This is a genomic window from Armatimonadota bacterium, from assembly GCA_022563855.1.
In the GTDB taxonomy this organism is placed as follows: domain Bacteria; phylum Armatimonadota; class Fimbriimonadia; order Fimbriimonadales; family Fimbriimonadaceae; genus JADFMN01.
On sequence record JADFMN010000007.1, the window covers coordinates 74510 to 94659 of the forward strand.

The window sequence follows — 20150 nt, forward strand, 5'->3', positions numbered from 1 at the left end:
ATATCAGGGTCGCCCGCGACTCTGTGAGTAACTGTTCTCTATTGCCCCGCGAGTTGCTTGCGGTACAGTTTCCCCATGAAAGGCCAACTCGACGTCGAGACACCGGAAGAGTACATCGCTGCCCTCGAAGAGCCGAGGAAGTCTGAGATTCAGCGGATCCACGACCTGATCCGGAGGACGGTGCCGGACCTGGAGCCGCACATCCGCAGCAAGATGATCGGCTACGGCACGTACCACTACAAGTACGCAACCGGCCGCGAGGGCGACTGGTTCAAGATCGGCTTGGCCAGCAACAAGAACTACATCTCGATCTACGCTTGTGGTGTGTGCAAGGGCGGGTACGTCGCAGAGCTGAACAGGCACCGGCTGCCGAAGGCGAACATCGGAAAGAGCTGCATCCGGTTCAAGAAGCTGGACGACCTAGACGTCGATGTGCTGAAAGAGATCTTCCTGATCTGCGCTGACGGCGACTACTCGACGTAGTTTGCGGTCGTCCGCCGTGACCCTCTCCCTAACCCTCCCCCAAGGGGGAGGAGATTTTCCTGATCTGCGCTGACGGCGAGTACTCGATGTAGCCCAGCCTCTTAAGTTCCCTCAGTAGTCGTTGCCTAACTTCCTCGACGCCTGCGGCGTCCTTCGGCGGACGTTCGGTGAAGGGATTTCGCACGACGATTGCCTTGTACAGCATTACCGTGACAAGATCGCCCATCGTCTGGCCTTCATACGGACCGCCGAACCGGCCGGGCCAGTTCAGTGGGTCGCGCGTTACTGGAACGGCGCTCTCGTCTGCCATCATGGCCATCAACAATTTGACTGCGGGATCACATCCGTAGACGCCGTCGCCCCCGACTGAGAGACCTGCGATCAACCAGATTTTTGTGGTCGAATCTGCATGGACGAGAACCCGCTCGAATCGTTCCCAGAGTTCCTGGTCGCCTACCCTGACCATGTAGTATCCGATTTCCATCGGCCTCCACCCTTTCAGCCCATTGCGCTCCTGACTCGAGAACGCTCTCTCGAACCATGAAGCAAACACCCTGCGCGCATCTTCAACAGAAAACTTGAGCAAGTTTCGGATCGCCCAGCTTGCGGCTCCATCCACTTTTTCGCCGAACTTCGTCAAGACGGACACCTTCTGATCATCTGTCAGATTGCTGCTCGGAATACTTTCTGCCAATGCGCCCATGTTGCCAGTGCCTTCCTCAATCATCTGTTCGAGTTTCTTAAGGAAATCGCCCGGAAACTCCGAAACGTATTCGCCGAGGGTTTCGCATTCCGGATAGATTCTCCCATGATCAACTACGGCCCGAAAATAGATTGTCTTGTCTCCGGTTTCCTGCCATCTGAGGTACGCGTGAGCGATCTCTTTGCCGTAGGCTTCGGACCGACCGCAAACATATCCGTTCGTTACCAGACTCAGTACTTCAGAAACGAGATTCCCCACCCTCAATATCCCGGGGTGCGAGTTGTTCATTCCTTGGTAGGGGATGCCAGTCAGCCGGTCATCTTCGAGATGCTCTGCCAGTGTAGGAATAGCGTCGGCGCCAAGTTCGACAAGGAGGCGCTGGTGCTCAATTCGGATTTCGAGTGAGCGAGACAGTAGCCGCCCCTCGACCATTACAAGCCCGTCTATCAAGTACTCAATTGGGTTATCGGGCAGAAGGCTAATCCTAACCGTTTCTTGTAGTGCTGACATGAACTTGTCGCGGAACTCGTTCATGAGGGAATACCGACTATAGATCTGGCCTGTCGCGACGATTTCTTGAATCCGTTCAGCTACCTCAATCCTGTCATGTGCTGGATCGGTCCAGTCGTTGAGTGCGTCGTGCAGGGCGAGATAGGTCACTCGGCGTTCATCGGAGGCCGCTCCCGAAACGCCATACCAACCTATTCTCGCGAATTGGCCGCCGCGGTCGTTGCTCACCAGAAATTGTGCAAGATCTTTGTGCCCGAGCGAGTACGCCTGCATGCCGGTCGCGAGCATGTTGTCTTGTCCGACATCTCGCGAAACTCGTTCGTCGGAGTACGACCAGTCCGACGACAGCAATGCACGGACTTCACCATCCTGGTGCGAGAGTTCCGTTTCTGTGTTGTCCTGCGGCTTCCAATCATCGACAGGACCGTACATAAATCTCGTCTTCCCGTCTTCGCTTGTGTACTTAAAGACCACGATATGGGCTGGGCCGCCCCCTGGAAGATCTCCGTCCCTGAACCGGGTTCGAAACACGACCGGCACGGCGTTCTTGGGAGGAAGTGGAAGGCCGTAGGACTTGTACAGATCTAGCAGCTTATCAAGATCAACGTCGTCAGCCGTTGTTGCAATAGGTGTAGACCACGCGAAGAGCGCGGCGACCAGAATTGTTGCCCCAACCACGCATTTAGTATAGCGATGACAGTCGGTCTTGTGCGAGCTTATGCCGTCAATCCGCACAGCTCATCTGTACGACCTCCAAAACTCCGGTGGCTACTCGAGGCATTCTACGCGTCAATCTCGCGAACGAAACTGCTTCTTCCTTCCATGGTCTGGCGCTATGGCTTGCTCGCTGGGTCCCAGTCCTTTTTGGGAGTATCGAGCAAAACCTTTGCCAAGACTCCGTTGACGAACGCGCCGCTGTCCTCGGTTCCGAACTTCTTGGCGAGGTGCACGGCCTCGGAGATCGTCACCTTGGGCGGAATGTCGGGCATGTGGTACAGCTCGTATACCGCGAGCCGCAGGGCGATCCTGTCGCTGATCGCGAGTCGATCGGGCGACCAGCCCTCTTTGAGGTGCTTGGCGAAGTGCGGCTCGTCTTCTCGCCCCTGGTTTACGATCCCTTCGGCGATCTCTCGAACCATCTCGGCGGCATCTGCTGCGTACTCAGTGCGCTCAAGGGCATCTTCTATCGCCTCTTCGATCGGCACGTCCCCGACAAAACATTGGTACGCGGCTTGAAAGGCGGCTTCGCGAGCGGCGCGGCGCGACTTGACCGGCCGGTTAGACAACGACGGTTTCTTCCTCGCGGGACTCGGCCAGGAACTGCGGAACGAACGCCGTGCTCACGTCGCCGGAGACAAACTCGTCGCTGGCCACCAATCGCCTCAAGAACGGGATGTTCGTGGTAATCCCTTCGACTTTGAACTCCCGCAGAGCGACTTGCAGACGCTTGACCGCTTCGGCTCGATCCCGCCCGCGCACGATCAGCTTCGCGATCATCGGGTCGTAGTACGGCGATATCGAGCATCCCGCGCCGACGTAGGTGTCAAGGCGCACACCGCCGAATCCAGGTGGGTTCCAGGCCGTGATCTTGCCGGAGCTTGGCGCGAAGTCGTTGTCGGGGTCTTGCGCCGTGATACGGGCTTCGATCGCGTGGCCGCTCAATCGGACGTCAGCTTGTTTGATAGCAAGCTTCTCGCCTGCAGCGATCCTGATCTGCCATTCGACGAGGTCGAGCCCTGTCACTTCCTCGGTCACCGGGTGCTCGACCTGGATGCGCGTGTTCATCTCCAGGAAGTAGAAGACGCCCGAACTGTCGTACAGAAACTCTACGGTGCCGGCGTTCGTGTAATCAGCGAGCTTCGCCACTCGAACGGCTGCCTCTCCCATTCGCCGCCTCGTATCCGCCTCCAGCACAGCGCACGGCGCCTCTTCCACGATCTTCTGATGCCGGAGATTCTGAATCGAGCACTCGCGTTCGCCGAGATAGATCATGTTGCCGTGCTCGTCACCGAGAATCTGCACCTCGACGTGCCGAGGCTCCTGCACCCATTTTTCGACGAGCATGTCAGAGTTGCCGAAGCTCGCCTGCGCCTCGGACCTTGCGATCTGCCAAGCAGAGCTCAACTCGTCCGCAGCATCGACGCGCCGAATGCCCTTACCGCCACCGCCTGCCACGGCTTTAACGAGAATCGGGTAGCCGATTTTGGAGGCGAACTCTGTCGCTTCGGCCTCCGTAGCCACGACCCCAGCCGAGCCGGGCACCACTGGGCAGTCGGCGGATATCGCAATCTTCTTAGCCTTGGCCTTGTCACCCATTGCCTTGATGGCCTCGACCGACGGCCCGATGAACTTGACGCTCTCGCCAGTCAGCGCTTCGGCAAAGCGAGCGTTTTCGCTGAAGTACCCGTACCCAGGGTGTACGCCGTCGGCGCCGCTGATCTCGACGGCCATCAGCACGTTGGCTAAGTTCAGGTAACTGTCGCTGTTGGTCGCCTCACCGACGCAGATCGCCCGGTCTGCCAGTTGCACGTGCCTGCTGTCGCGATCGACCTGCGAATAGATTGCGACAGCCTCGATACCGAGCCCGTGGCAGGCTCGTATCACACGGCACGCGATTTCGCCGCGGTTCGCGATCAGAATCGTCTTGAACATGGATCAGTACTTGTCGTGCCCTGGATGTGGGCAGGAAACGTCTCCGGTTGCTGGGTCGTATTCGTAGGTCTCCCCGCCGACGGCACAACTGTAGAAATCTGCGCCCAAGCGGGTCTCGGCCAAGCTGCTCGGCGCCTGGTCCGTTGAGGGGTCGCGCGCAATCTCTATCGACATTCGCACCTGACTGATGTTCGATCGGCACTTCGTGTCCTTGCCCGCCAGAAGCGATTTGCCGACGAGAGTCTTGCCCTCGCCGTCTGCGCGGTCGGATTTGCCTCCGCCGCCTAAGAAGCCTAACCCACCAGACGCCCACATCACCATGAAGAACGCAACCAGCGCGATCACGATCAGAACTTCCACGAGACCTCTTCCAGCGCGCCTACCCATAACTACCGCACCGTGATCAGCGGCTGACCGAACTCTACGGCGTCTCCGTCCGCCACTAGCACTTCGGTGATTTCGCCGTCGACGTCCGCCGTAACGTCGTTCGCCATGCCGACCGCAATGACCTCGCCGATCTTGATGCCACGTTCGATTCGAGCGCCGACTTCGATGGAACCGTCCGGGAGACGGAAGTACCCAACCGCGGGCGAGGTCACGTGCACAACCTGCTTCTCCGGCTCACCCTCATCACGTTCCTCGCGAGCTGGATCAGCGACTTGGCCTTCATCAACGGCTAAATCGCCGAGGGTCGCCTCGAAGCTTCCCTCACCCTGTACAAGGCGCAGGCGTCTAAATCCGTGCGCTCTCGCCGTGCGCAAGGCGTACTGCACCAGATCGGAGTCAACACCGGCCATCCCGAAGATTGTACCGCCAGCCGCGAATGTGCCTGAGTCTAGGGCAAAAAAGCGGGATACGGCTGGAGAGGAGCAACGCCATATCCCGAAGTTGTTTCAAGAAGTGTTATGTAGAGCCGCTCATCGCCCACTCTGTCGGCGGGCTAATCGCGACCCCCACTTCTATTTAATAAAAGACGGCAAACCACGTCCCAGCGTTCTACAATTTGTGGAATTTGTGCTCCGGTAGGTTCAAGCCAGCCTATTCGTTGTACCTAGCGCCTCGGACAAAGGTCGTCGATCAGCCCCGTATTTGTGCGGATGTACATTCGAGGGAATTGTGGAACGACCTAATCGGCGGTGCGAATCCGATATCCATCGCTTCTGCCGCTACTGCTTGGGTGATTGCAATGGAACTCGCTGGGACTAATTTTTCACGGATGGAGATGTCTGCCATCAAGGAGATGGCGAACATCGGCCTCGGACACGCTACTACTGCCCTCTCCGAACTGACGGGACACCGGTTCACGATGGATGTTCCGAGCGTCCGAACGGTCAATCTTGAGAGCGTCCCTGAGATGATTGGGGGGACCGACGAAGTCGCTGTTGGCGTGTATATGCAGATCACGGGCGATGTGGAAGGCCACATGGCATTCATATTTCCGTGGCAAAAGGCGCAAGTCCTTTGGGAAATGTTGTTGGGCGACTATCCACAAGATGCCAGTGAAATCGACGAGCTTGCCGCATCGGCGATGCTTGAAACGGGGAACATCATCAATTCCGCATTCATGAATGCAATTTCCGACATGAGCGGCCTTAGGGTATATGCCAGTCCACCGCTCGTTGCAGTCGACAACTGCTACTCCATCGTGAGCTCTATCGTGGCGGAGGCGGAGATGAGCGAGGTCGTCGCCCTGGCTATTGAGACGGAGCTGACTTCCCTCGGAGAACAACAGACCGGCGGCTACTTCCTCTATATTCCGGCAGTTGACAGCCTCCACAAGTTCTTCAAGGGATTACGACTGGAGGAGATCGCTTAGTGGTCGCCACGGGCAACCGCCTGATGGTCGGCATGGCCGAAATCAAGATTGCCACGGGATCAGCGAACCTCTGCTGCCTGGGCCTGGGCAGCTGCGTCGGCCTCGTAGCTTACGACTCAGATGCTCAAGTCGCCGGGCTCGCACACATAATGCTCCCAGCACGGTTCCCGGATCGACCGATAGACAGGTTAGGCAAGTTTGCAGACACCGGCGTTCCTGAAATCATTCGCCTGATGGAAAAAGAAGGAGCGGCTCGCAAGCGAATCGTTGTCGCTTACGCGGGCGGAGCCAGCGTCTTCAGCTTCGGCTCCAAGCTACCCGACAGGATCAACGTCGGAGCCCGGAACAGCAAGGCGGTCGAGGCAGCGATCAAGAAACTGGACCTTCGGTGCCTGGGATTTGACGTCGGCGGCACCGACGGACGGAGCTTGAGCCTGTGCGTGAAGTCAGGAGAAGTCTGGGTCAGAACGGTGAGGGCAGGTGAGGCGCTGCTCTGCAGAATGACGGCTGCTTAAGGAACATCAAATGTCGTCCGCAGTAATCACCCTGAAGGACATCGTCGAAAAGACGGCCGACCTGCCGAGCTTTTCGAACGCCGCCTTGCGGGTGATGCACTTGGCCGAACAGAACAGCTCATCGGCAGAGCAGTTGGCAAACGTGCTTGCGCAGGACCAAGCCCTGAGCGTGAGAGTCCTTCGCCTGGCCAACAGCGCCTACTACGGCATGCCTCGGCAGATCGTTCATCTTCCAGAGAGCGTCGTCGTTCTCGGCATGAGGACGGTGAAAAACCTCGCGATAGTCGCTGCGACGTACCCGTGGATGAGCAAGTCGCTAAACGGCTACGGGCTTGGTCCTGAGGAAATGTGGAACCACTCGTTCGGCACCGCTCTAGGCGCCAAGACCATAGCGACGTTGAGCAAACGATGCGATCCCGACGCAGCGTTCACCGCCGGCCTTCTGCACGATATTGGCAAGGTCGCACTCAACGTTTGGATCGGCTCAAAGTTGAAGGCGATCGTGTACTACGCAGAGCGGGAGGGGATCGCATTTGATGCAGCCGAGCGACGAATCCTCGGCTTCGACCACACGGAAGTCGGCGAGTACCTTGGACGTAATTGGAACCTCCCAGAGGACATCGTTGCAGCGATCAGATACCACCATCGTCCGAACGACGCCAAACCGCCTCTGCCGATCATCGACTGCGTTCATATCGGCGGCTACCTGACGATGACGATGGGCCTTGGCCTCGGCGGCGACGGCTTGCGTTACGAACTGTTCAGCGAATGCTTTGAGCGACTCGAAATCGAACCTGACGATCTCGATCAAATCACCGACAATTTTGTCGTGGCCTACGAAGAGTACGAATCGATGTTCAAGGAGCTTGCGGGCTGATGTTGAGAGTTGTAACGATCGACGACTCGCCATTCATTCTTCGCATGCTGAGGGACTGGCTATCGAGCTAGTTCGACAAGGCAGTAGCATGTCCTTGGACGCGAACGCTAACGTCGTCATGTGTGCGGCCATGGGACAGAAAGGAATGGTCGTAGAGGCCATTCAAGCGGGAGCGAAGGATTTCATCGTCAAGCCGTTCCAACCTGAGCGCGTCTTAGAGGCGCTCGGCAAACTGGACGCGGCGGCGTAACTAAGACTGCAATCGTGGGAATACCATGAAAGTTGAATACATTAGTCCGTTTGTCGAGGCATCGTTCGGCGTCTTTGAGAAGCTGCTTGGTACAACGCCAGAGCGCGGACAACTGAGCGCACGACCGCAAGTGTTCACTTCACAGCAAGTGAACATCGTTTGCGGGATAACCGGCGACATCGAGGGCCAAGTCATCTACGGAATGTCCATCGTGACGGCCGACAAGATTGCGTCGAAAATGCTTGGTCAAACCATCGTGACGTTTGATCAGCTCGCCGCGTCAGCGATCGCCGAACTCGGCAACATGATCAGCGGCAACAGCATGACGCTGCTCTCCGAACAAGGTTTCAAATGCCAGATCACGCCGCCGACGATCATCAAAGGCACGAACGTCAAGATCGCTACGTTGAACGCTCCCGCGCTCGTCATTCCGATGAAGATCGACGAAATCGGAGAGATCGAGATCAACGTTAGCCTAGTTTCGAAGGCGGCGACAAAGTCCGCGGCATAGCACGACTTCGTTCGTCGGTCTCGTGACCGAAACAGCAGCGGTTTACATGTGCGCTCACTGGCCGAAACGCCAGCGAGCGCACTTTCATTGCCTGGGCGGCGGCCGTGATCGTCCGCGGTCGAATACACCCGATTCGCGCTGCTTGGCGGCCTCATCTCTTAGCAGCGCCAATTCGTCTCGGAGAGCGGCCGGTAGCTGATCCAGCGTAAACCACCTTGCGCCGATTGCCGGAACGACCTCCAGCGTGTAGTCCACTGTGACGTCGGGCCCGAACGTGAACACCAGATGCACGACCGTCAGCTCTGTTGGCTGCAGGTCGCGCGCTCGACCGGTCGCCCCGTCTTCGAGCAACCGCCACCCAGCATTCTCTTTGATTTCGCTGACGACCACTCTCACATCCTCAATCTTGAACAGCAGAAGAACTTTCTCTTCGGTCCACACACGCAACGTGGAGCCTGCCGGGATGCCTCGTGGCAGTGCATCGGATGCATTACGTTCGATCCACGACGGAGTATCGAACTTGTACTCGTTGTACGGTACTGGCTCGCGGCGGGAGTGCTGAATGCCCCACATGCGATTTCGATGGGCGAACAGCCAAGACGCCAGCGAGTCCCTCGCGTCTTTGTTCAACAAGCCAATCTGTACACCGCGAGATGTTGACGCGCTCTGGAACTCTTCATCGCTCAGTTCGCCGAGGAACTTGAGCGGGCTCTCCGATAAAGAACTGACGAGATTGTCTGCACCGTAATTGCTCGCGATCGGTGACGCCAACCACACTAGCCGCGCTTCAATGTCCCTGAACGCCAGCCCTCCTTCCTGCTCCTTGGCGTAGCGGAACGCGCTTTCAAGCGATACAGACCGATCAGCGGTGAACGAGCGGACAAGACGCGCCAGCGGCTCCCTTCTCAGGTAGTTTTTTCGTGCGGCCTCTGGGTTTCTTGGCGCGACAACCAACCAAACGCCGTCCTGCGCTGCAGAGCAACGCCAGTCCTGATGAATGAGCTGTTCAAGGCTTGCTCCGGATAGTCCAGGCATCACCGGGCTCCTGATACTGGCCATCTGATAAAACGCCGCATCCGGAATCAGCGCCACCAAATTTCTGCCGCTCTGCTTGGCCGCTTTGAGAAGAATCGGCCCGGGATGGTATGAGATCGGGTCGTCGGTGTCCGCGTTCGACAGTCTTCGGAGATACGTATCCGCAACTTCGCCGACAGATCTTCCGTCGGGCAGGAAGTTGTTATACAGGCTCGACATCAACGCCGAAAACTGCAGCTCCTCAGGCGTCAGCTCAATGTCTGGAAGCTCCAGAGGTTGTACGGAAGCGACGGTGGGCGTCAGCGGTATTCTGTACGTTGCATAGGAGACTTGTTGGCCGTTGTCGTCATAAACGTGCAAATACATCATTAACGCATCGACGTAGTCCAGATGAATGACATCAAGCACGAAGTGACTAGGCGGACTCTCGGCGACATCGACGAAAAGGCGCGGGTCGGGCTGCACCAGGACTGGATACTGCTGAAGCGATTCCACCGCAACGCGCTGCCACTCCGCGTACTCGACTTGAAACTGATCGATCGCCGCCTTCGCGCCTGCTGGCATGGGGCGCTGCATGGAAGTCGGCCGGTTCGAGTACACGGCGCGCTCGTCGGACTCTAGATCGAGCATGTCGTCTACGGACAATGCAGCTGCGATTCGAACGAGCAGTCTGCTCTCGACGCCGCTTTCACGAAGTGGTTCCAGTTTTCCGTACCACTCGTTATTCGTATAACCACCAGCCGTCACCTCGCCGATTTGCGTCGCCAATCCGGGCAGTTTGTGGCGGTACGTCTCCCACGGTTCGAGCGATTCCAGAGCGCGCGCATTCTGTTCCTCTATCGACGTCTTCATCAACTCGAGGGATTCTGCGCGCGCTGAATTTGTCCGCTCTTGATCGAGCCGAAGAATCCGCCTGTCGCCGACCTTGGCCCAATACCCGATAGTCACTTCTGCTATCTTGCTCAACGCGTCTTCGAGCAAAACGTCGTCGAGGCGCAAGACGAGCGTGCAGAGGTTGATGTTGTCTGCGACCTCTAGCTTCTCACCTGTTAGCTCAGCGATCTGCGCGATGGCGTTACGCGGCGTCGCGCCAGGCACGGTGAGTGTTATTCGCTGCTCTTGTGCGAGCGCGCATGTGCAAAGGCACAGAACTCCGACCAGCCCCCACATCCTCATGCTGAGATTGTATCAGAGTTTCAGCTCGCCGACAAAAACCGTCTGCGCTTTGCCGATCAGGTTCACGCGGTCGTTGCGGTTTTCGACAGTAACGAACCCGCCGCGGCGGGAGGCCTGATACCCGACGACGGTCTTTTTGCCGAGGCGGGCGGACCAGAAGGGGCCGAGGGCGCAGTGCGCGGAGCCGGTCACGGGGTCTTCGTCGATGCCGCTCTGCGGAGCGAAGAAGCGTGAGACGAAGTCAGCGGGCGTTTTGTCGCCGGTCTCTGGCGATGTGTTGGCCTGCGCGGTGACGATCACTCCGCGTTCGCCAAGATCGGCGATCTCACGGAAGTTCGGAGCAAGCGACCGCACCTGCTTTTCCGACTCCAGCACGAAGAACCAGTCCATACGGTTCGCGCCGAACCAAGTCGGCTCTACGCCGATCGCTTTTGACACAGGAAACGGATCGACCCCTTCCGGCATCTCCGAAGGAAAGTCCATGGCGATACCTCCGTCGGTTTTGGTGCAGACCAGCTCGCCGCTCTTGGTCATGAACCGAGCTGGGTCGCTCGATGGCAGCAATCCGGTCTCGTACATGATGTGCGCGCTCGCCAGCGTCGCGTGGCCGCAGAGGTCGACCTCGACCACCGGCGTGAACCACCGCAAGCCCCAGCGGTCGCCCTCAGGCCAGAAGAACGCGGTCTCAGCCTGGTTCATCTCCAACGCGACGCCCTGCATCCATTGCTCTTCCGCCGGCGCGTCGAGCGGGCAGACCCCCGCCGGGTTGCCCGTGAACGGCGCGTGCGCGAATGCGTCAACGAGGAAGATGCGCTGGGGCATGCTGTGATGCTACCACCGGTGTCCCGGGACCCTGGAAACCGCATCGCGCTGGGGCAAGTAGGGAATTCGGTAGACTCCAAAACTAGGACAAGAACTATGAGCGATACGTTACAAAGAGCTAGCCACACCGAGATGATCGGGCATGCCGTCGGCTTTGCAGAAGCTGGCAAAGGACGGTTCCTGAAGACGTTCGGCGCTGTCGGAGACGACAAACTGAACTACACGCCATCACCCTCGGCAAAGACTCCGATTCAGATCGGCGCGCACCTCGCTGTTATGAACAACGGCTTAGCGGGCATGATAGAGGGAAGCAGCGACCCGATGCCCGAGATGGACGAGATGATGGCGATGATGGCGAAGGCGGAAGCCGAGATCGACACGGGCGAGAAAGTCGTGGCCGCGATCGAAGAGAGCCACACAAATCTCATAGCGGTCATCAACGGACTGTCGGCAGAGAGGTTTGGGGCGACGGTCCCGTCTCCGTTCGGTGAGATGGCCGTCGCTGAAATGATCTTCCATCTAGGGACGCACTACTTCAGCTTCGCCTCACAGGTGGACTACGTGCAGACCTGCTACGGCGACCACGACTTCCATATGTAGCCGCTGTGCCGCAGCCTGGCTCGGGTCTGAGAGCCGAGCCAGGCTGTTAGGGCCAGCGATACGGGCTAGAAATTGCGCTGCGGCGAGTCCCAGTTCGCCCGGGCCTTGCAACGCACGTTAGGCGACTTGCCGTACACTGGTCTGTACATGGCACGCAAGACGCTTCCCAACATCAGCCACGAGGCATTCCAGGCGGACACCGACCGAAAGGCGCTCAACGTGCTGAAGAAGATCCCGCTGCTCCCGATCGCGATCAAGAAGTTCTACGAGATCGGCGCGGACCGGTGGCTGTACTGCTGGAACATGGGCACCAGCGTTCGCTGCGGGCCGAAGCAATTCGGCACTCTGGACGGCATCCTCGGGGAGTGCTGCGAAGTGCTCGACATGCCGAAGCCTGAGCTGTACGTCACCAGCAACCCGTTCCCGAACGCGCACACCGGCGGCGTGGAGCGGCCGTACATCACGATTCGCAGCGCGATCATCAACACGCTCGACGACGAGCAGATGTACCATTTGATGGGCCATGAGCTAGGCCACATCAAATGCGGCCACGTGCTGTACAAGTCGGTCGCCATCGTGCTGATCCCGCTGCTCGAGCTCATCGCGCGCCGCACGTTCGGGCTCGGCGACGCGGCCCAGATCGCGCTCTTGGCGGCTTTCTTCGAGTGGTCGCGACAGGCGGAGATCAGTTGCGACCGCTCGGGAATGCTGTGCTCCCAGAGCTTTGACATATCGAGCACTTCGCTCCTGGCGATGGCGCACGGCCCGAGCCGGATGTCCGGAGAGGCGAACGTCGAAGCGTTCCTGGATCAGGCTCGCACTTACCAGGACATGAATCTCTCTGACGCGATCGGGAAGATCCTGATCTTTTACCTGTACGGCATGACCGCGACTCACCCGATGCCGGTTCACCGGATGCAGCAGTTGGACAAGTGGCACGCCGACGGTTCGTATCAAAGGATCATCGACGGAACGTACGTCAAAGAAGAGGCCAAGGCCGGTTAAACGAAGAACGGGGCAGCCAACAAGTGGCTGCCCCGTTGAACTTTCGATCGCTTCTGCTTACTTCCGTGCGAAGATCATGACGCTGCTGGGGTTGTCGGGATCGACCATCTCAAGCGTTCCGTCTTCCATGACCGTTAGATCCATCGACTCCCAATCTTCCGACTTGGACGGGTCTTGGCGTGTCATCTCCGCTTGAGTCATGCCCATTACCGTCTCGGGCTCCAAGGTGATCGAGTTTCCTTCGACGGACCAGGTCCCTTCGATTGGAAACACGACCATGACCATGGAGAACGTGCCGTCGCTCTTCAGTGAAAGCGGCATCTGCATCATGCCCGAGAGCGCGCCCGCCATCGCCTCGCCCATCTCTCGCATCATCGCGTCCTGTTCGGGATCGCCGGTCGATTCGAACGACTCGCTGTCGTCGCTCATGTCGATGCTGCCGATCCACTCGCCGACAAAGTCGCTTGCCGACCAGGACGCCGTGGACACCTTGTGCGTCGGCGTGCTGGCACCAGCGGCGTCGGAGCCACCTGTGGCATAAGCAGTCCCGGTCTCGGACCTTACGGGCTTGGCAAACGCCAGGCCGACATCGTCTCTATCGACCAAGTATGAATCGAGTGCCTTAAAATCGTAATCTTGATCCACTACGCTCACGATTCCAGTCCCGCACCCGCTGAGCGCGCCAAGCACGCCCAAAGCTGCTAGCGCACTGATCCCATGTCTCCAATTGACAGTCATCTTGTTACCCCAACTTAATTTTCCGCAATCAGGCTCTCGCCAACCTGGAACAATTGCCTGGTTGGGCGCAATCTGACTGTCGTGCGAGCGACACGCATCATGTTCAGGAACCCTTATCGAACTTGAGCGATAGGCCGTCGAAGTTCGGATCCGGCGCTTCCATCGTCTTGCCACCCTCGGTGGCCTCAAGCCGTACGCGTTCGCGACGTTCTTCCCTTAACTCCTGAGCCGCAGCCCGCGACCAGCCCGGCAGCTAGGGTTCATCGTCGATCTCCTCCTCATCTACCACCTTCACGAACGTGAATACGGTACCCGGATCGCCCTCTGGCGAACCCGACATCGACATCTTGTCCTCGCTCACCGTCAGTACGAACTCGCGATCGCCGAACAGGCCGCCGCCTTGCTCCATCGCCTTGGCGACCTGCTCATTGTTGACGCCCTCAAACCTCACGTGGACCGCTTCGCCGTCGAGGCTCCACGTTCCCGTGAACTCGATGAACAGCATTACGAGTGAAAACGTCTTATCGGGCCTCAACTCGGTGGGAAACTGCAACTTGCTGATCATCTCCAACGCTTGCTTCCCCGCAACGTCATCCGCCGTTTGCTCTGCAGCCCGATTGCTGGCTGCCTCGGACAGACTAATCTTCCCAGTCCACTTGCCGACAACGTCCTGCTCTGATACACGCGGCGGCACTGGCAACACATTTGTACTGCTGCATCCCTGGATTGCGAGAAGAGCGGCGAACGCCAAGGCGAGATTCGTGGATTTCAACGTGAGGTCTCCAGGCTACATTGCAGCCTACGGACAGTATACGACGGTTTCCTTCAGTTCGATGAGTACGACGACGCGCGACGTGGCGACCGAATGCGACACAGAGCGCGAGAGCTAGCCGTCGTCGCGAGTGAACGCGATCTCCGTGACCTTGCTGAAGAACTGATCGTCTCCGTTGAGAGTCCTTCCGTCCTCCGACAGGTGCAACACCGTTTGTCTCTCGCTTGCCAGCCCGCGTACTTCGGTCATCGACAGGGTCAGGTCGTTCCCTTTGAGCTTCCATGTTCCTTTCGCAGCGAAGTACCCGTCCATTGTGAACGTGTGGTCCTTCCTCAGTTCGAGCTTGGTCGACTTCATGTCCGCGATCATCTCAGCGACGTCCGCCATTCCGGGAGACATATTTCCGTCGTCCATCGCCGCGCGACCCTTGGCCGTCCATTTACCGATCACGTCCTCGTCGGACGCGCCGCAGCCGACTATGGCAAGGGCGGCCAGTATGCCGACACAAAAAGCTATGCAGTTTTTTCTCATTTTCAAACCCTCCCCGGCTAACTCCCGTAGCCCCTACCGATGTTACGACATTCAGCGCCGTGGGTTGCTCAAATCACCTGTCCAGGATTCGACGCAACATCGGCGGCGACGCACAACTTGGCTGCTCAATTAGCAGCGCTATTAGTTACGCGTGAACACGAGCTCTGCTGACGTGGCTGAGTTAGTGTCAGTTCCGGTCATCGTCTTCCTGTCCTTGGAAACCCTGAGCACCATCGGTTCATCCGCACCCGACTGGCCGCGCGCGCGCGCAAGCTCGTCTGAGGACATACCCATAAACGACTCCCTGGTCAAGATCACCGTGTTGCCCTTCACCTTCCAAGATCCTTCGACTGGGAAGATCAACATCATCATGGTATACGTGTGGTCGCTCTTCAGTTCGAGCTGGACTGACATCATGTCCGCGAACGCGCTAGCCATTCCGCCGCTAGCGCCTGCTGATGTGGGCTTGCCCGTCCAACTGCCGATTACGTCCTTGTCGGACACGCCGCAGCCCGCGATGGCGAAAGCGGCCAGTACGCCGACACAAATCGAAATAGTATGGTTCTTCATCTTTTCCCGTCCCGGCTCGTAATTCGAGCCCTCAACTATTGTACGGCATCAGAGCCGATTGCTTGCCGAAATCGGTCGTCCAGGCTCGATGCGGTTCCCACGACGCCGGGTTCGCCCTGGTCGGCCCCGAGACCCGGTCCGATCTCAAGGGGCTAACGGTACAATCGCGCTTCGAATGGACTACCGTCGCACGTATCTGCGCGACCTGTTGGCGTCGTCTCCTGGCGAGGTCGTCAGCGCTTACGGCTGGGTGAAGACCAGGCGCGACAGCAAGGGCGTTCATTTTGTCCAGCTCAACGACGGGTCGTGCTTTGCTGACTTCCAGGTCGTGATCGACGTCGGCTCTCTGCCAGAGGCGGAGCTGAAGAAGGTCACTACCGGCGCTTGTGTGCGGTTCGACGGCGAGCTCGTCGAGTCGCCGGGGTCTGGCCAGGCGATCGAGATGAAGGCGACGGCGCTGGAAGTTTACGGCCCGGCCGACCCGGAAAGTTATCCTCTGCAGAAGAAGGGAGCGTCGTTCGAGTTCCTGCGCGAGATCGCGCACTTGCGGGTGCGCGGCAACAGCTTCGGCGCGGTGACTCGCGTGCGGCATCGGGCGTCTTGGGCAGTGCACAAGTTTTTTCAAGACCGCGGGTTCTCGTGGATCCATACGCCCATGATCACGGCGAGCGACGCAGAGGGTGCGGGCGAGATGTTTCACGTCACGACGGCGCTCGATGTCGAGGACGGAAAGTACCGACTGAAGAGCGACGACCCGGCGGACGACTTCTTTGGCAAGCCGTCTTTCCTCACCGTCAGCGGACAGCTAAACGTCGAGAGCTACTGCCTCGGCATGACCAACGTATATACGTTCAGCCCGACGTTTCGCGCAGAGAACTCGAACACATCTCGTCACCTCGCCGAGTTCTGGATGATCGAGCCGGAGCAGGCGTTCTGCGACATCGAGGGCAACATGAACCTCGCTGAGGAGTTCGTCCGAGAGATCGTTCAGGACTGTCTCGACAACTGCTCCGACGACCTGGATTTTTTCAACAAGCGGATCGAACCTAAGCTTTTGGAGACTCTGAATCACGTTGTAAAGTCAAATTTTGAGCGTATAACCTATACAGAGGCGGTTGATATGCTCAAGGCGAGCGGCGAGAACTTTGAGTTCCCCGTCGAGTGGGGCAGCGACCTGCAGAGCGAGCACGAGCGGTGGCTGACCGAGACGAAGATCGGCAAGCCCGCGATCGTCGTCGACTACCCGAAGCAGATCAAGGCGTTCTACATGTACGGCAACGACGACGGCAAAACCGTGCGCGCGATGGACGTTCTGGTCCCGCGGATCGGCGAGCTGATCGGCGGCTCGCAGCGTGAGGACCGGCTCGACAAGCTGGAGTCGCGCATCGAAGAGATGGGGCTGCCGAAAGAGGCGTACTGGTGGTACTTGGATTTGCGGCGCTTCGGCTCCGCGCCGCACGCGGGGTTCGGGCTGGGGTTCGAGCGGCTGATGATGTACCTGACCGGGATGAAGAACATCCGCGACGTCATCCCGTTCCACCGCGCCGTCGGCCAGGCGGAGTTCTAGGCGAAGCATGAACTGGCTCAAGCGTCGGATCGACGAGCGCATCTGGTCGGAGATCGTCCGCCAGAAGCGGATGGTCATCGCTGGACTTCTCTGTTCGGCGGGTGCGGCGGCGCTGCTCGGTGTGACGGCGCTCCTCATCAAGGAGCTGATCGGTCTCGTCGAAGACAAGAACAAGGACGGACTGATGCTGCTCGCCGCAGGTGTCGTCGTCGTGTTCGGCGTTCGGTACTTCCTTGCGCGCGGCCAGATCTATCTTCTCGGAAAGGCCGCTGCACGACTGGGCGCAGACATGAGGATTCGGCTGTTCGAGAAGATTCAGCGACTGCCGGTCAGCTACTTCAACGAGAAACGGTCCGGCTCGATCCAAAGCACGCTGACGAACGACGTCAACGTATTTCAGATCGCGGTCGGTTCGGTGCGGGACGCGATCGACGGTCCGCTGAAAATCCTGATCGGCGTTGGCATGGTGTTCTACTTCCAGTGGCAGCTCGCGCTGGTCGCGATCCTCGTGTTCCCGGTCATGGCGAAGTTCATCCAGAGCAACGCCCGGAAGATGAAGACCGCGCAGTCTGACGTGCAGGAGAGCCTGGGGACGCTGACGGCGATGATGCACGAACAGCTGGCCGGTACACGGATCGTCAAGGCGTTCGGCGCAGAGAAGGCCGTGACGGGCAAGTTTGCCGCACTGGTCGACAGCTGGTATGAGCGCCAGGCAGCGGCGATCAAGAGGATGTCGAAGCTGCGCCCCATGGTCGAGTTTCTGGGAGCCACCGCGCTGGCTGTGACCTTAGTCGTCTGCGGATACCTCGTGGTACAGGGGAGCCTTGAGCTTCCAGACCTCATTGCGTTCTTGTACTCGCTCGACATAATCAATCAGGGCTTTCGGAACCTCGGCCAGTTGAACCAGACCCTAGCGCAGGTGCAGGCGGCGACGGACCGCATTTACGAAGAGGTGCTCGACGCGTCTGAGACGATGGGGGACGCCCCCGACGCACGCGAGATCGCATCCCCTGAAGGAAGAATCGAGTTCAAGAACGTCTCGTTCAGCTATCCGGACGGTACGAAAGCTCTCGATAACGTCAGCTTCTCGATCGAGCCGGGGACTTCCTTGGCGCTGGTCGGGCCGAGCGGCGCGGGCAAATCGACGGTCGCCGATCTGCTGTTGCGTTTCTACGACCCGACCGACGGGCAGATTCTCTTTGACGGAGTAGACATTCGCGAACTGAAGGGGCAGTGGTACAGATCGCAGATCGGCGTCGTGCCGCAGCAGACCTTCCTCTTCGCTGGGTCGATCTCAGAAAACCTGCGGCTCGGAAAGCCGGATGCGACCGACGAAGAGATCCAAGGGGCCGCCAGAGCTGCGCACGCAGACGTCTTCATCGATGCGACCGATGACCGGTACGAGACGGAGCTAGGCGAGCGTGGTGTGCGCCTCAGCGGAGGCGAGGGACAGCGACTGGCGATCGCGCGGGCGATCATCCGTCAGCCAAAGCTGCTGCTGCTCGACGAGGCGACCAGCAACCTCGACGCGCACAGCGAAAGCCTGGTGACAGAAGCTCTCGATGAGATCATGAACGAAAGAACGACCCTCTTGATCGCGCACCGGCTGACCACCGCATCGCGGGCTACCAGGATCGTCATGCTGCAGCAAGGTGTTGTAGTCGAAACGGGATCGCACACCGAGCTGATGGCAAAGGGCGGAGCGTACGCGACGATGTACCGAGCTTTCACCAGTGGGGTAATGAATGGCGGAATCGCTTGACCCGCTCATCCGCACATCAGGACTTGTCTGCGGATACGGCAGCCGGACCGTGCTGACCGCAATCGATCTGGAAATCAACAGAGGGGAGGTTGTCGCGCTGCTCGGGTCCAATGGGAGCGGGAAGAGCACGCTGCTTAAGACCTTTGCGGGCGCGATCCCTCCGCTAGTTGGAAGGGTGATGCTTGGGGGAAGAAGAATCGCAGACATGAAGCCTCGCGAAGTGGCGGTCCTGCTCGGCTACGTTCCGCAGTCCGAGAGCCCAACGTTTGACTTCACCGTCCGCGAGATCGTTTTGATGGGGCGCATCTCCCACTCGGACGGCCTGTTCGAAACGCCGGAGGACCGCGCCGCAGCCGAGCGCGCCATGGTGCGCGCAGACTGCATCGACCTGGCAGACAGACCGGTCAGCGAATTGAGCGGCGGCGAAGGCCAGCGCGCGCTCATCGCTAGGGCGCTTGCTCAGGAAACCAGCTTGATGCTGCTGGACGAGCCAACTTCACACCTCGACGTGCGACACCAGCTAGAGATCGGCGACCTAATCTTGGAGCTAGCTGCTGAAGGAATCGGAATCTTGGTTGCCATGCACGACTTGAATTGGACAGCCCGGTTTTCCCAAAGGGCGGTTGTGTTGCATCAGGGCAGGATCTGGCTGTCAGGAAACACGGGCGAAACGATTTCCGACATGAGGCTCGATGAGGCGTTCGGAGTCAGTTTTCAACGCTCACAAACCGACGACGGAGTGCTCACAATCTTCCCGGAAAAGGTCTACTGACCGCCGCGTTTCCGTTCGATATCTTCGGCAACTTCCTTCGAGTGCGAGTCATCGGTCCACCACTGTCCGGCAATGCTGTCCTCATCCGGCTTCTGCTTAATCCCGGTCGATCTAGGAATCTCTATTGTCGGATTCTCTGGAACCGCGAAGGCAACGGTATCTGCCGCGACATCGTCCGCACTGTTGTTGCCTATATTTGCGGCCGCCTTCAGCCTGTCTATCGCTTCGGCTCGATCGAGGTTGCTGGCGTTCTGAGCTGGGCTGATCTGCTCAGGAGGTGCGTCCACGCTCTCCGGTTTGTTACTTCCAAACATTCCGGTAGCGTTGATGACCATGATGACCCCGAGCAGGACGACGATGGCTGTGACCAATAGGATCGGTTTCTTCCGTTCTTTCATGCGTTCACGGGCAACGATCGCCCGCCTCCGAATACACTGTCGTTGCGTTCAATTTCAAGCAATTCCCAGGCCAATGCCCAACTTG

22 protein-coding genes and 1 pseudogene are annotated in these 20150 nt (G+C 58.7%); 11 read left to right on the forward strand and 12 right to left on the reverse strand.

Translation table 11 applies throughout. From position 1 onward, the window contains the following. Positions 1–75 precede the first annotated feature (75 nt). Entirely contained in the window at positions 76–483 is a 408-nt protein-coding gene (locus IH944_09865) for a DUF1801 domain-containing protein (GenBank protein ID MCH7904858.1), read from the forward strand. A gap of 28 nt (positions 484–511) precedes the next feature. On the opposite strand, the gene IH944_09870 is transcribed toward IH944_09865, so the two are convergent. The 5 genes from IH944_09870 to IH944_09890 form a co-directional block, all read right to left on the reverse strand. Further along, positions 512–2374 carry a hypothetical protein gene (locus IH944_09870; GenBank protein ID MCH7904859.1) on the reverse strand — a complete coding sequence of 621 codons (1863 nt, stop codon included), beginning with the start codon at positions 2372–2374 and terminating at the stop codon, positions 512–514. A gap of 155 nt (positions 2375–2529) precedes the next feature. Further along, on the reverse strand, positions 2530–2982 hold the full coding sequence (gene nusB, locus IH944_09875; GenBank protein ID MCH7904860.1) for a transcription antitermination factor NusB: 453 nt from the start codon (positions 2980–2982) through the stop codon (positions 2530–2532). After that, positions 2975–4348: an acetyl-CoA carboxylase biotin carboxylase subunit gene (gene accC, locus IH944_09880; protein MCH7904861.1), complete on the reverse strand. Its 1374-nt coding sequence runs from the start codon at positions 4346–4348 to the stop codon at positions 2975–2977. Before accC ends, nusB begins: the two co-directional genes overlap by 8 nt. Positions 4349–4351: 3 nt before the next feature. Continuing rightward, positions 4352–4708, reverse strand: a complete 357-nt coding sequence (locus IH944_09885) for a hypothetical protein (GenBank protein MCH7904862.1) — start codon at positions 4706–4708, stop codon at positions 4352–4354. A gap of 29 nt (positions 4709–4737) precedes the next feature. Further along, positions 4738–5145, reverse strand: a complete 408-nt coding sequence (locus tag IH944_09890) for a biotin/lipoyl-binding protein (protein ID MCH7904863.1) — start codon at positions 5143–5145, stop codon at positions 4738–4740. Between the two features lie 389 nt (positions 5146–5534). On the opposite strand from IH944_09890, the gene IH944_09895 reads away from it, so the two are divergent. The 5 genes and pseudogenes from IH944_09895 (at position 5535) to IH944_09915 (ending at position 8317) form a co-directional block, all read left to right on the forward strand. Then, complete coding sequence (locus tag IH944_09895) at positions 5535–6164, forward strand: chemotaxis protein CheC (protein ID MCH7904864.1); 630 nt, start codon at positions 5535–5537, stop codon at positions 6162–6164. Next, on the forward strand, positions 6164–6679 hold the full coding sequence (locus IH944_09900) for a chemotaxis protein CheD (GenBank protein ID MCH7904865.1): 516 nt from the start codon (positions 6164–6166) through the stop codon (positions 6677–6679). The genes IH944_09895 and IH944_09900 overlap by 1 nt, the downstream gene beginning before the upstream one ends. Positions 6680–6689: 10 nt before the next feature. Next, on the forward strand, positions 6690–7556 hold the full coding sequence (locus IH944_09905; GenBank protein MCH7904866.1) for an HDOD domain-containing protein: 867 nt from the start codon (positions 6690–6692) through the stop codon (positions 7554–7556). Positions 7557–7650: 94 nt separating this feature from the next. Further along, positions 7651–7806, forward strand: a pseudogene (locus IH944_09910) (response regulator). A gap of 25 nt (positions 7807–7831) precedes the next feature. Beyond that, on the forward strand, positions 7832–8317 hold the full coding sequence (locus IH944_09915; GenBank protein ID MCH7904867.1) for a chemotaxis protein CheX: 486 nt from the start codon (positions 7832–7834) through the stop codon (positions 8315–8317). 84 nt (positions 8318–8401) lie between these two features. On the opposite strand, the gene IH944_09920 is transcribed toward IH944_09915, so the two are convergent. Beyond that, positions 8402–10528: a hypothetical protein gene (locus IH944_09920; GenBank protein MCH7904868.1), complete on the reverse strand. Its 2127-nt coding sequence runs from the start codon at positions 10526–10528 to the stop codon at positions 8402–8404. Between the two features lie 12 nt (positions 10529–10540). After that, entirely contained in the window at positions 10541–11350 is an 810-nt protein-coding gene (locus IH944_09925) for a PhzF family phenazine biosynthesis protein (protein MCH7904869.1), read from the reverse strand. Between the two features lie 96 nt (positions 11351–11446). On the opposite strand from IH944_09925, the gene IH944_09930 reads away from it, so the two are divergent. After that, positions 11447–11950 (forward strand): DinB family protein, encoded by a 504-nt coding sequence (locus tag IH944_09930; protein MCH7904870.1) that lies wholly within the window; start codon positions 11447–11449, stop codon positions 11948–11950. Positions 11951–12097: 147 nt separating this feature from the next. After that, complete coding sequence (locus IH944_09935; protein MCH7904871.1) at positions 12098–12955, forward strand: M48 family metallopeptidase; 858 nt, start codon at positions 12098–12100, stop codon at positions 12953–12955. Positions 12956–13012: 57 nt separating this feature from the next. On the opposite strand, the gene IH944_09940 is transcribed toward IH944_09935, so the two are convergent. From IH944_09940 to IH944_09955, 4 genes are all read right to left on the reverse strand, one after another. Next, complete coding sequence (locus IH944_09940; GenBank protein ID MCH7904872.1) at positions 13013–13693, reverse strand: hypothetical protein; 681 nt, start codon at positions 13691–13693, stop codon at positions 13013–13015. Between the two features lie 253 nt (positions 13694–13946). Then, positions 13947–14465, reverse strand: coding sequence for a hypothetical protein (locus IH944_09945; protein ID MCH7904873.1), 519 nt, complete (start codon positions 14463–14465; stop codon positions 13947–13949). 114 nt (positions 14466–14579) lie between these two features. Beyond that, on the reverse strand, positions 14580–14996 hold the full coding sequence (locus IH944_09950; protein MCH7904874.1) for a hypothetical protein: 417 nt from the start codon (positions 14994–14996) through the stop codon (positions 14580–14582). Positions 14997–15137: 141 nt separating this feature from the next. Next, positions 15138–15566: a hypothetical protein gene (locus IH944_09955; protein MCH7904875.1), complete on the reverse strand. Its 429-nt coding sequence runs from the start codon at positions 15564–15566 to the stop codon at positions 15138–15140. A gap of 175 nt (positions 15567–15741) precedes the next feature. On the opposite strand from IH944_09955, the gene asnS reads away from it, so the two are divergent. From asnS to IH944_09970, 3 genes are read left to right on the forward strand one after another with little or no spacing between them, the layout of a single operon-like run. Then, positions 15742–17133: an asparagine--tRNA ligase gene (gene asnS, locus IH944_09960; protein MCH7904876.1), complete on the forward strand. Its 1392-nt coding sequence runs from the start codon at positions 15742–15744 to the stop codon at positions 17131–17133. Between the two features lie 7 nt (positions 17134–17140). Continuing rightward, positions 17141–18895: an ABC transporter ATP-binding protein gene (locus IH944_09965; GenBank protein ID MCH7904877.1), complete on the forward strand. Its 1755-nt coding sequence runs from the start codon at positions 17141–17143 to the stop codon at positions 18893–18895. Beyond that, positions 18879–19667 carry an ABC transporter ATP-binding protein gene (locus IH944_09970; protein ID MCH7904878.1) on the forward strand — a complete coding sequence of 263 codons (789 nt, stop codon included), beginning with the start codon at positions 18879–18881 and terminating at the stop codon, positions 19665–19667. The genes IH944_09965 and IH944_09970 overlap by 17 nt, the downstream gene beginning before the upstream one ends. Here the strand turns inward: IH944_09970 and IH944_09975 are convergent. Continuing rightward, complete coding sequence (locus tag IH944_09975) at positions 19661–20065, reverse strand: hypothetical protein (protein ID MCH7904879.1); 405 nt, start codon at positions 20063–20065, stop codon at positions 19661–19663. The two genes, IH944_09970 and IH944_09975, sit on opposite strands and share 7 nt — an antisense overlap. Positions 20066–20150: the final 85 nt, after the last annotated feature.

Bases quoted from the DNA above. Each gene is read 5' to 3' on its own strand.
- asnS (MCH7904876.1), top strand. From the start codon at position 15,742: ATGGACTACCGTCGCACGTATCTGCGCGACCTGTTGGCGTCGTCTCCT.
- IH944_09930 (MCH7904870.1), top strand. From the start codon at position 11,447: ATGAGCGATACGTTACAAAGAGCTAGCCACACCGAGATGATCGGGCAT.
- IH944_09905 (MCH7904866.1), top strand. From the start codon at position 6,690: ATGTCGTCCGCAGTAATCACCCTGAAGGACATCGTCGAAAAGACGGCC.
- accC (MCH7904861.1), bottom strand. From the start codon at position 4,348: ATGTTCAAGACGATTCTGATCGCGAACCGCGGCGAAATCGCGTGCCGT.
- IH944_09915 (MCH7904867.1), top strand. From the start codon at position 7,832: ATGAAAGTTGAATACATTAGTCCGTTTGTCGAGGCATCGTTCGGCGTC.
- IH944_09865 (MCH7904858.1), top strand. From the start codon at position 76: ATGAAAGGCCAACTCGACGTCGAGACACCGGAAGAGTACATCGCTGCC.
- IH944_09970 (MCH7904878.1), top strand. From the start codon at position 18,879: ATGGCGGAATCGCTTGACCCGCTCATCCGCACATCAGGACTTGTCTGC.
- IH944_09975 (MCH7904879.1), bottom strand. From the start codon at position 20,065: ATGAAAGAACGGAAGAAACCGATCCTATTGGTCACAGCCATCGTCGTC.
- IH944_09965 (MCH7904877.1), top strand. From the start codon at position 17,141: ATGAACTGGCTCAAGCGTCGGATCGACGAGCGCATCTGGTCGGAGATC.
- IH944_09935 (MCH7904871.1), top strand. From the start codon at position 12,098: ATGGCACGCAAGACGCTTCCCAACATCAGCCACGAGGCATTCCAGGCG.
- IH944_09950 (MCH7904874.1), bottom strand. From the start codon at position 14,996: ATGAGAAAAAACTGCATAGCTTTTTGTGTCGGCATACTGGCCGCCCTT.
- IH944_09940 (MCH7904872.1), bottom strand. From the start codon at position 13,693: ATGACTGTCAATTGGAGACATGGGATCAGTGCGCTAGCAGCTTTGGGC.
- IH944_09925 (MCH7904869.1), bottom strand. From the start codon at position 11,350: ATGCCCCAGCGCATCTTCCTCGTTGACGCATTCGCGCACGCGCCGTTC.
- IH944_09955 (MCH7904875.1), bottom strand. From the start codon at position 15,566: ATGAAGAACCATACTATTTCGATTTGTGTCGGCGTACTGGCCGCTTTC.
- IH944_09890 (MCH7904863.1), bottom strand. From the start codon at position 5,145: ATGGCCGGTGTTGACTCCGATCTGGTGCAGTACGCCTTGCGCACGGCG.
- IH944_09895 (MCH7904864.1), top strand. From the start codon at position 5,535: ATGGAACTCGCTGGGACTAATTTTTCACGGATGGAGATGTCTGCCATC.
- IH944_09920 (MCH7904868.1), bottom strand. From the start codon at position 10,528: ATGAGGATGTGGGGGCTGGTCGGAGTTCTGTGCCTTTGCACATGCGCG.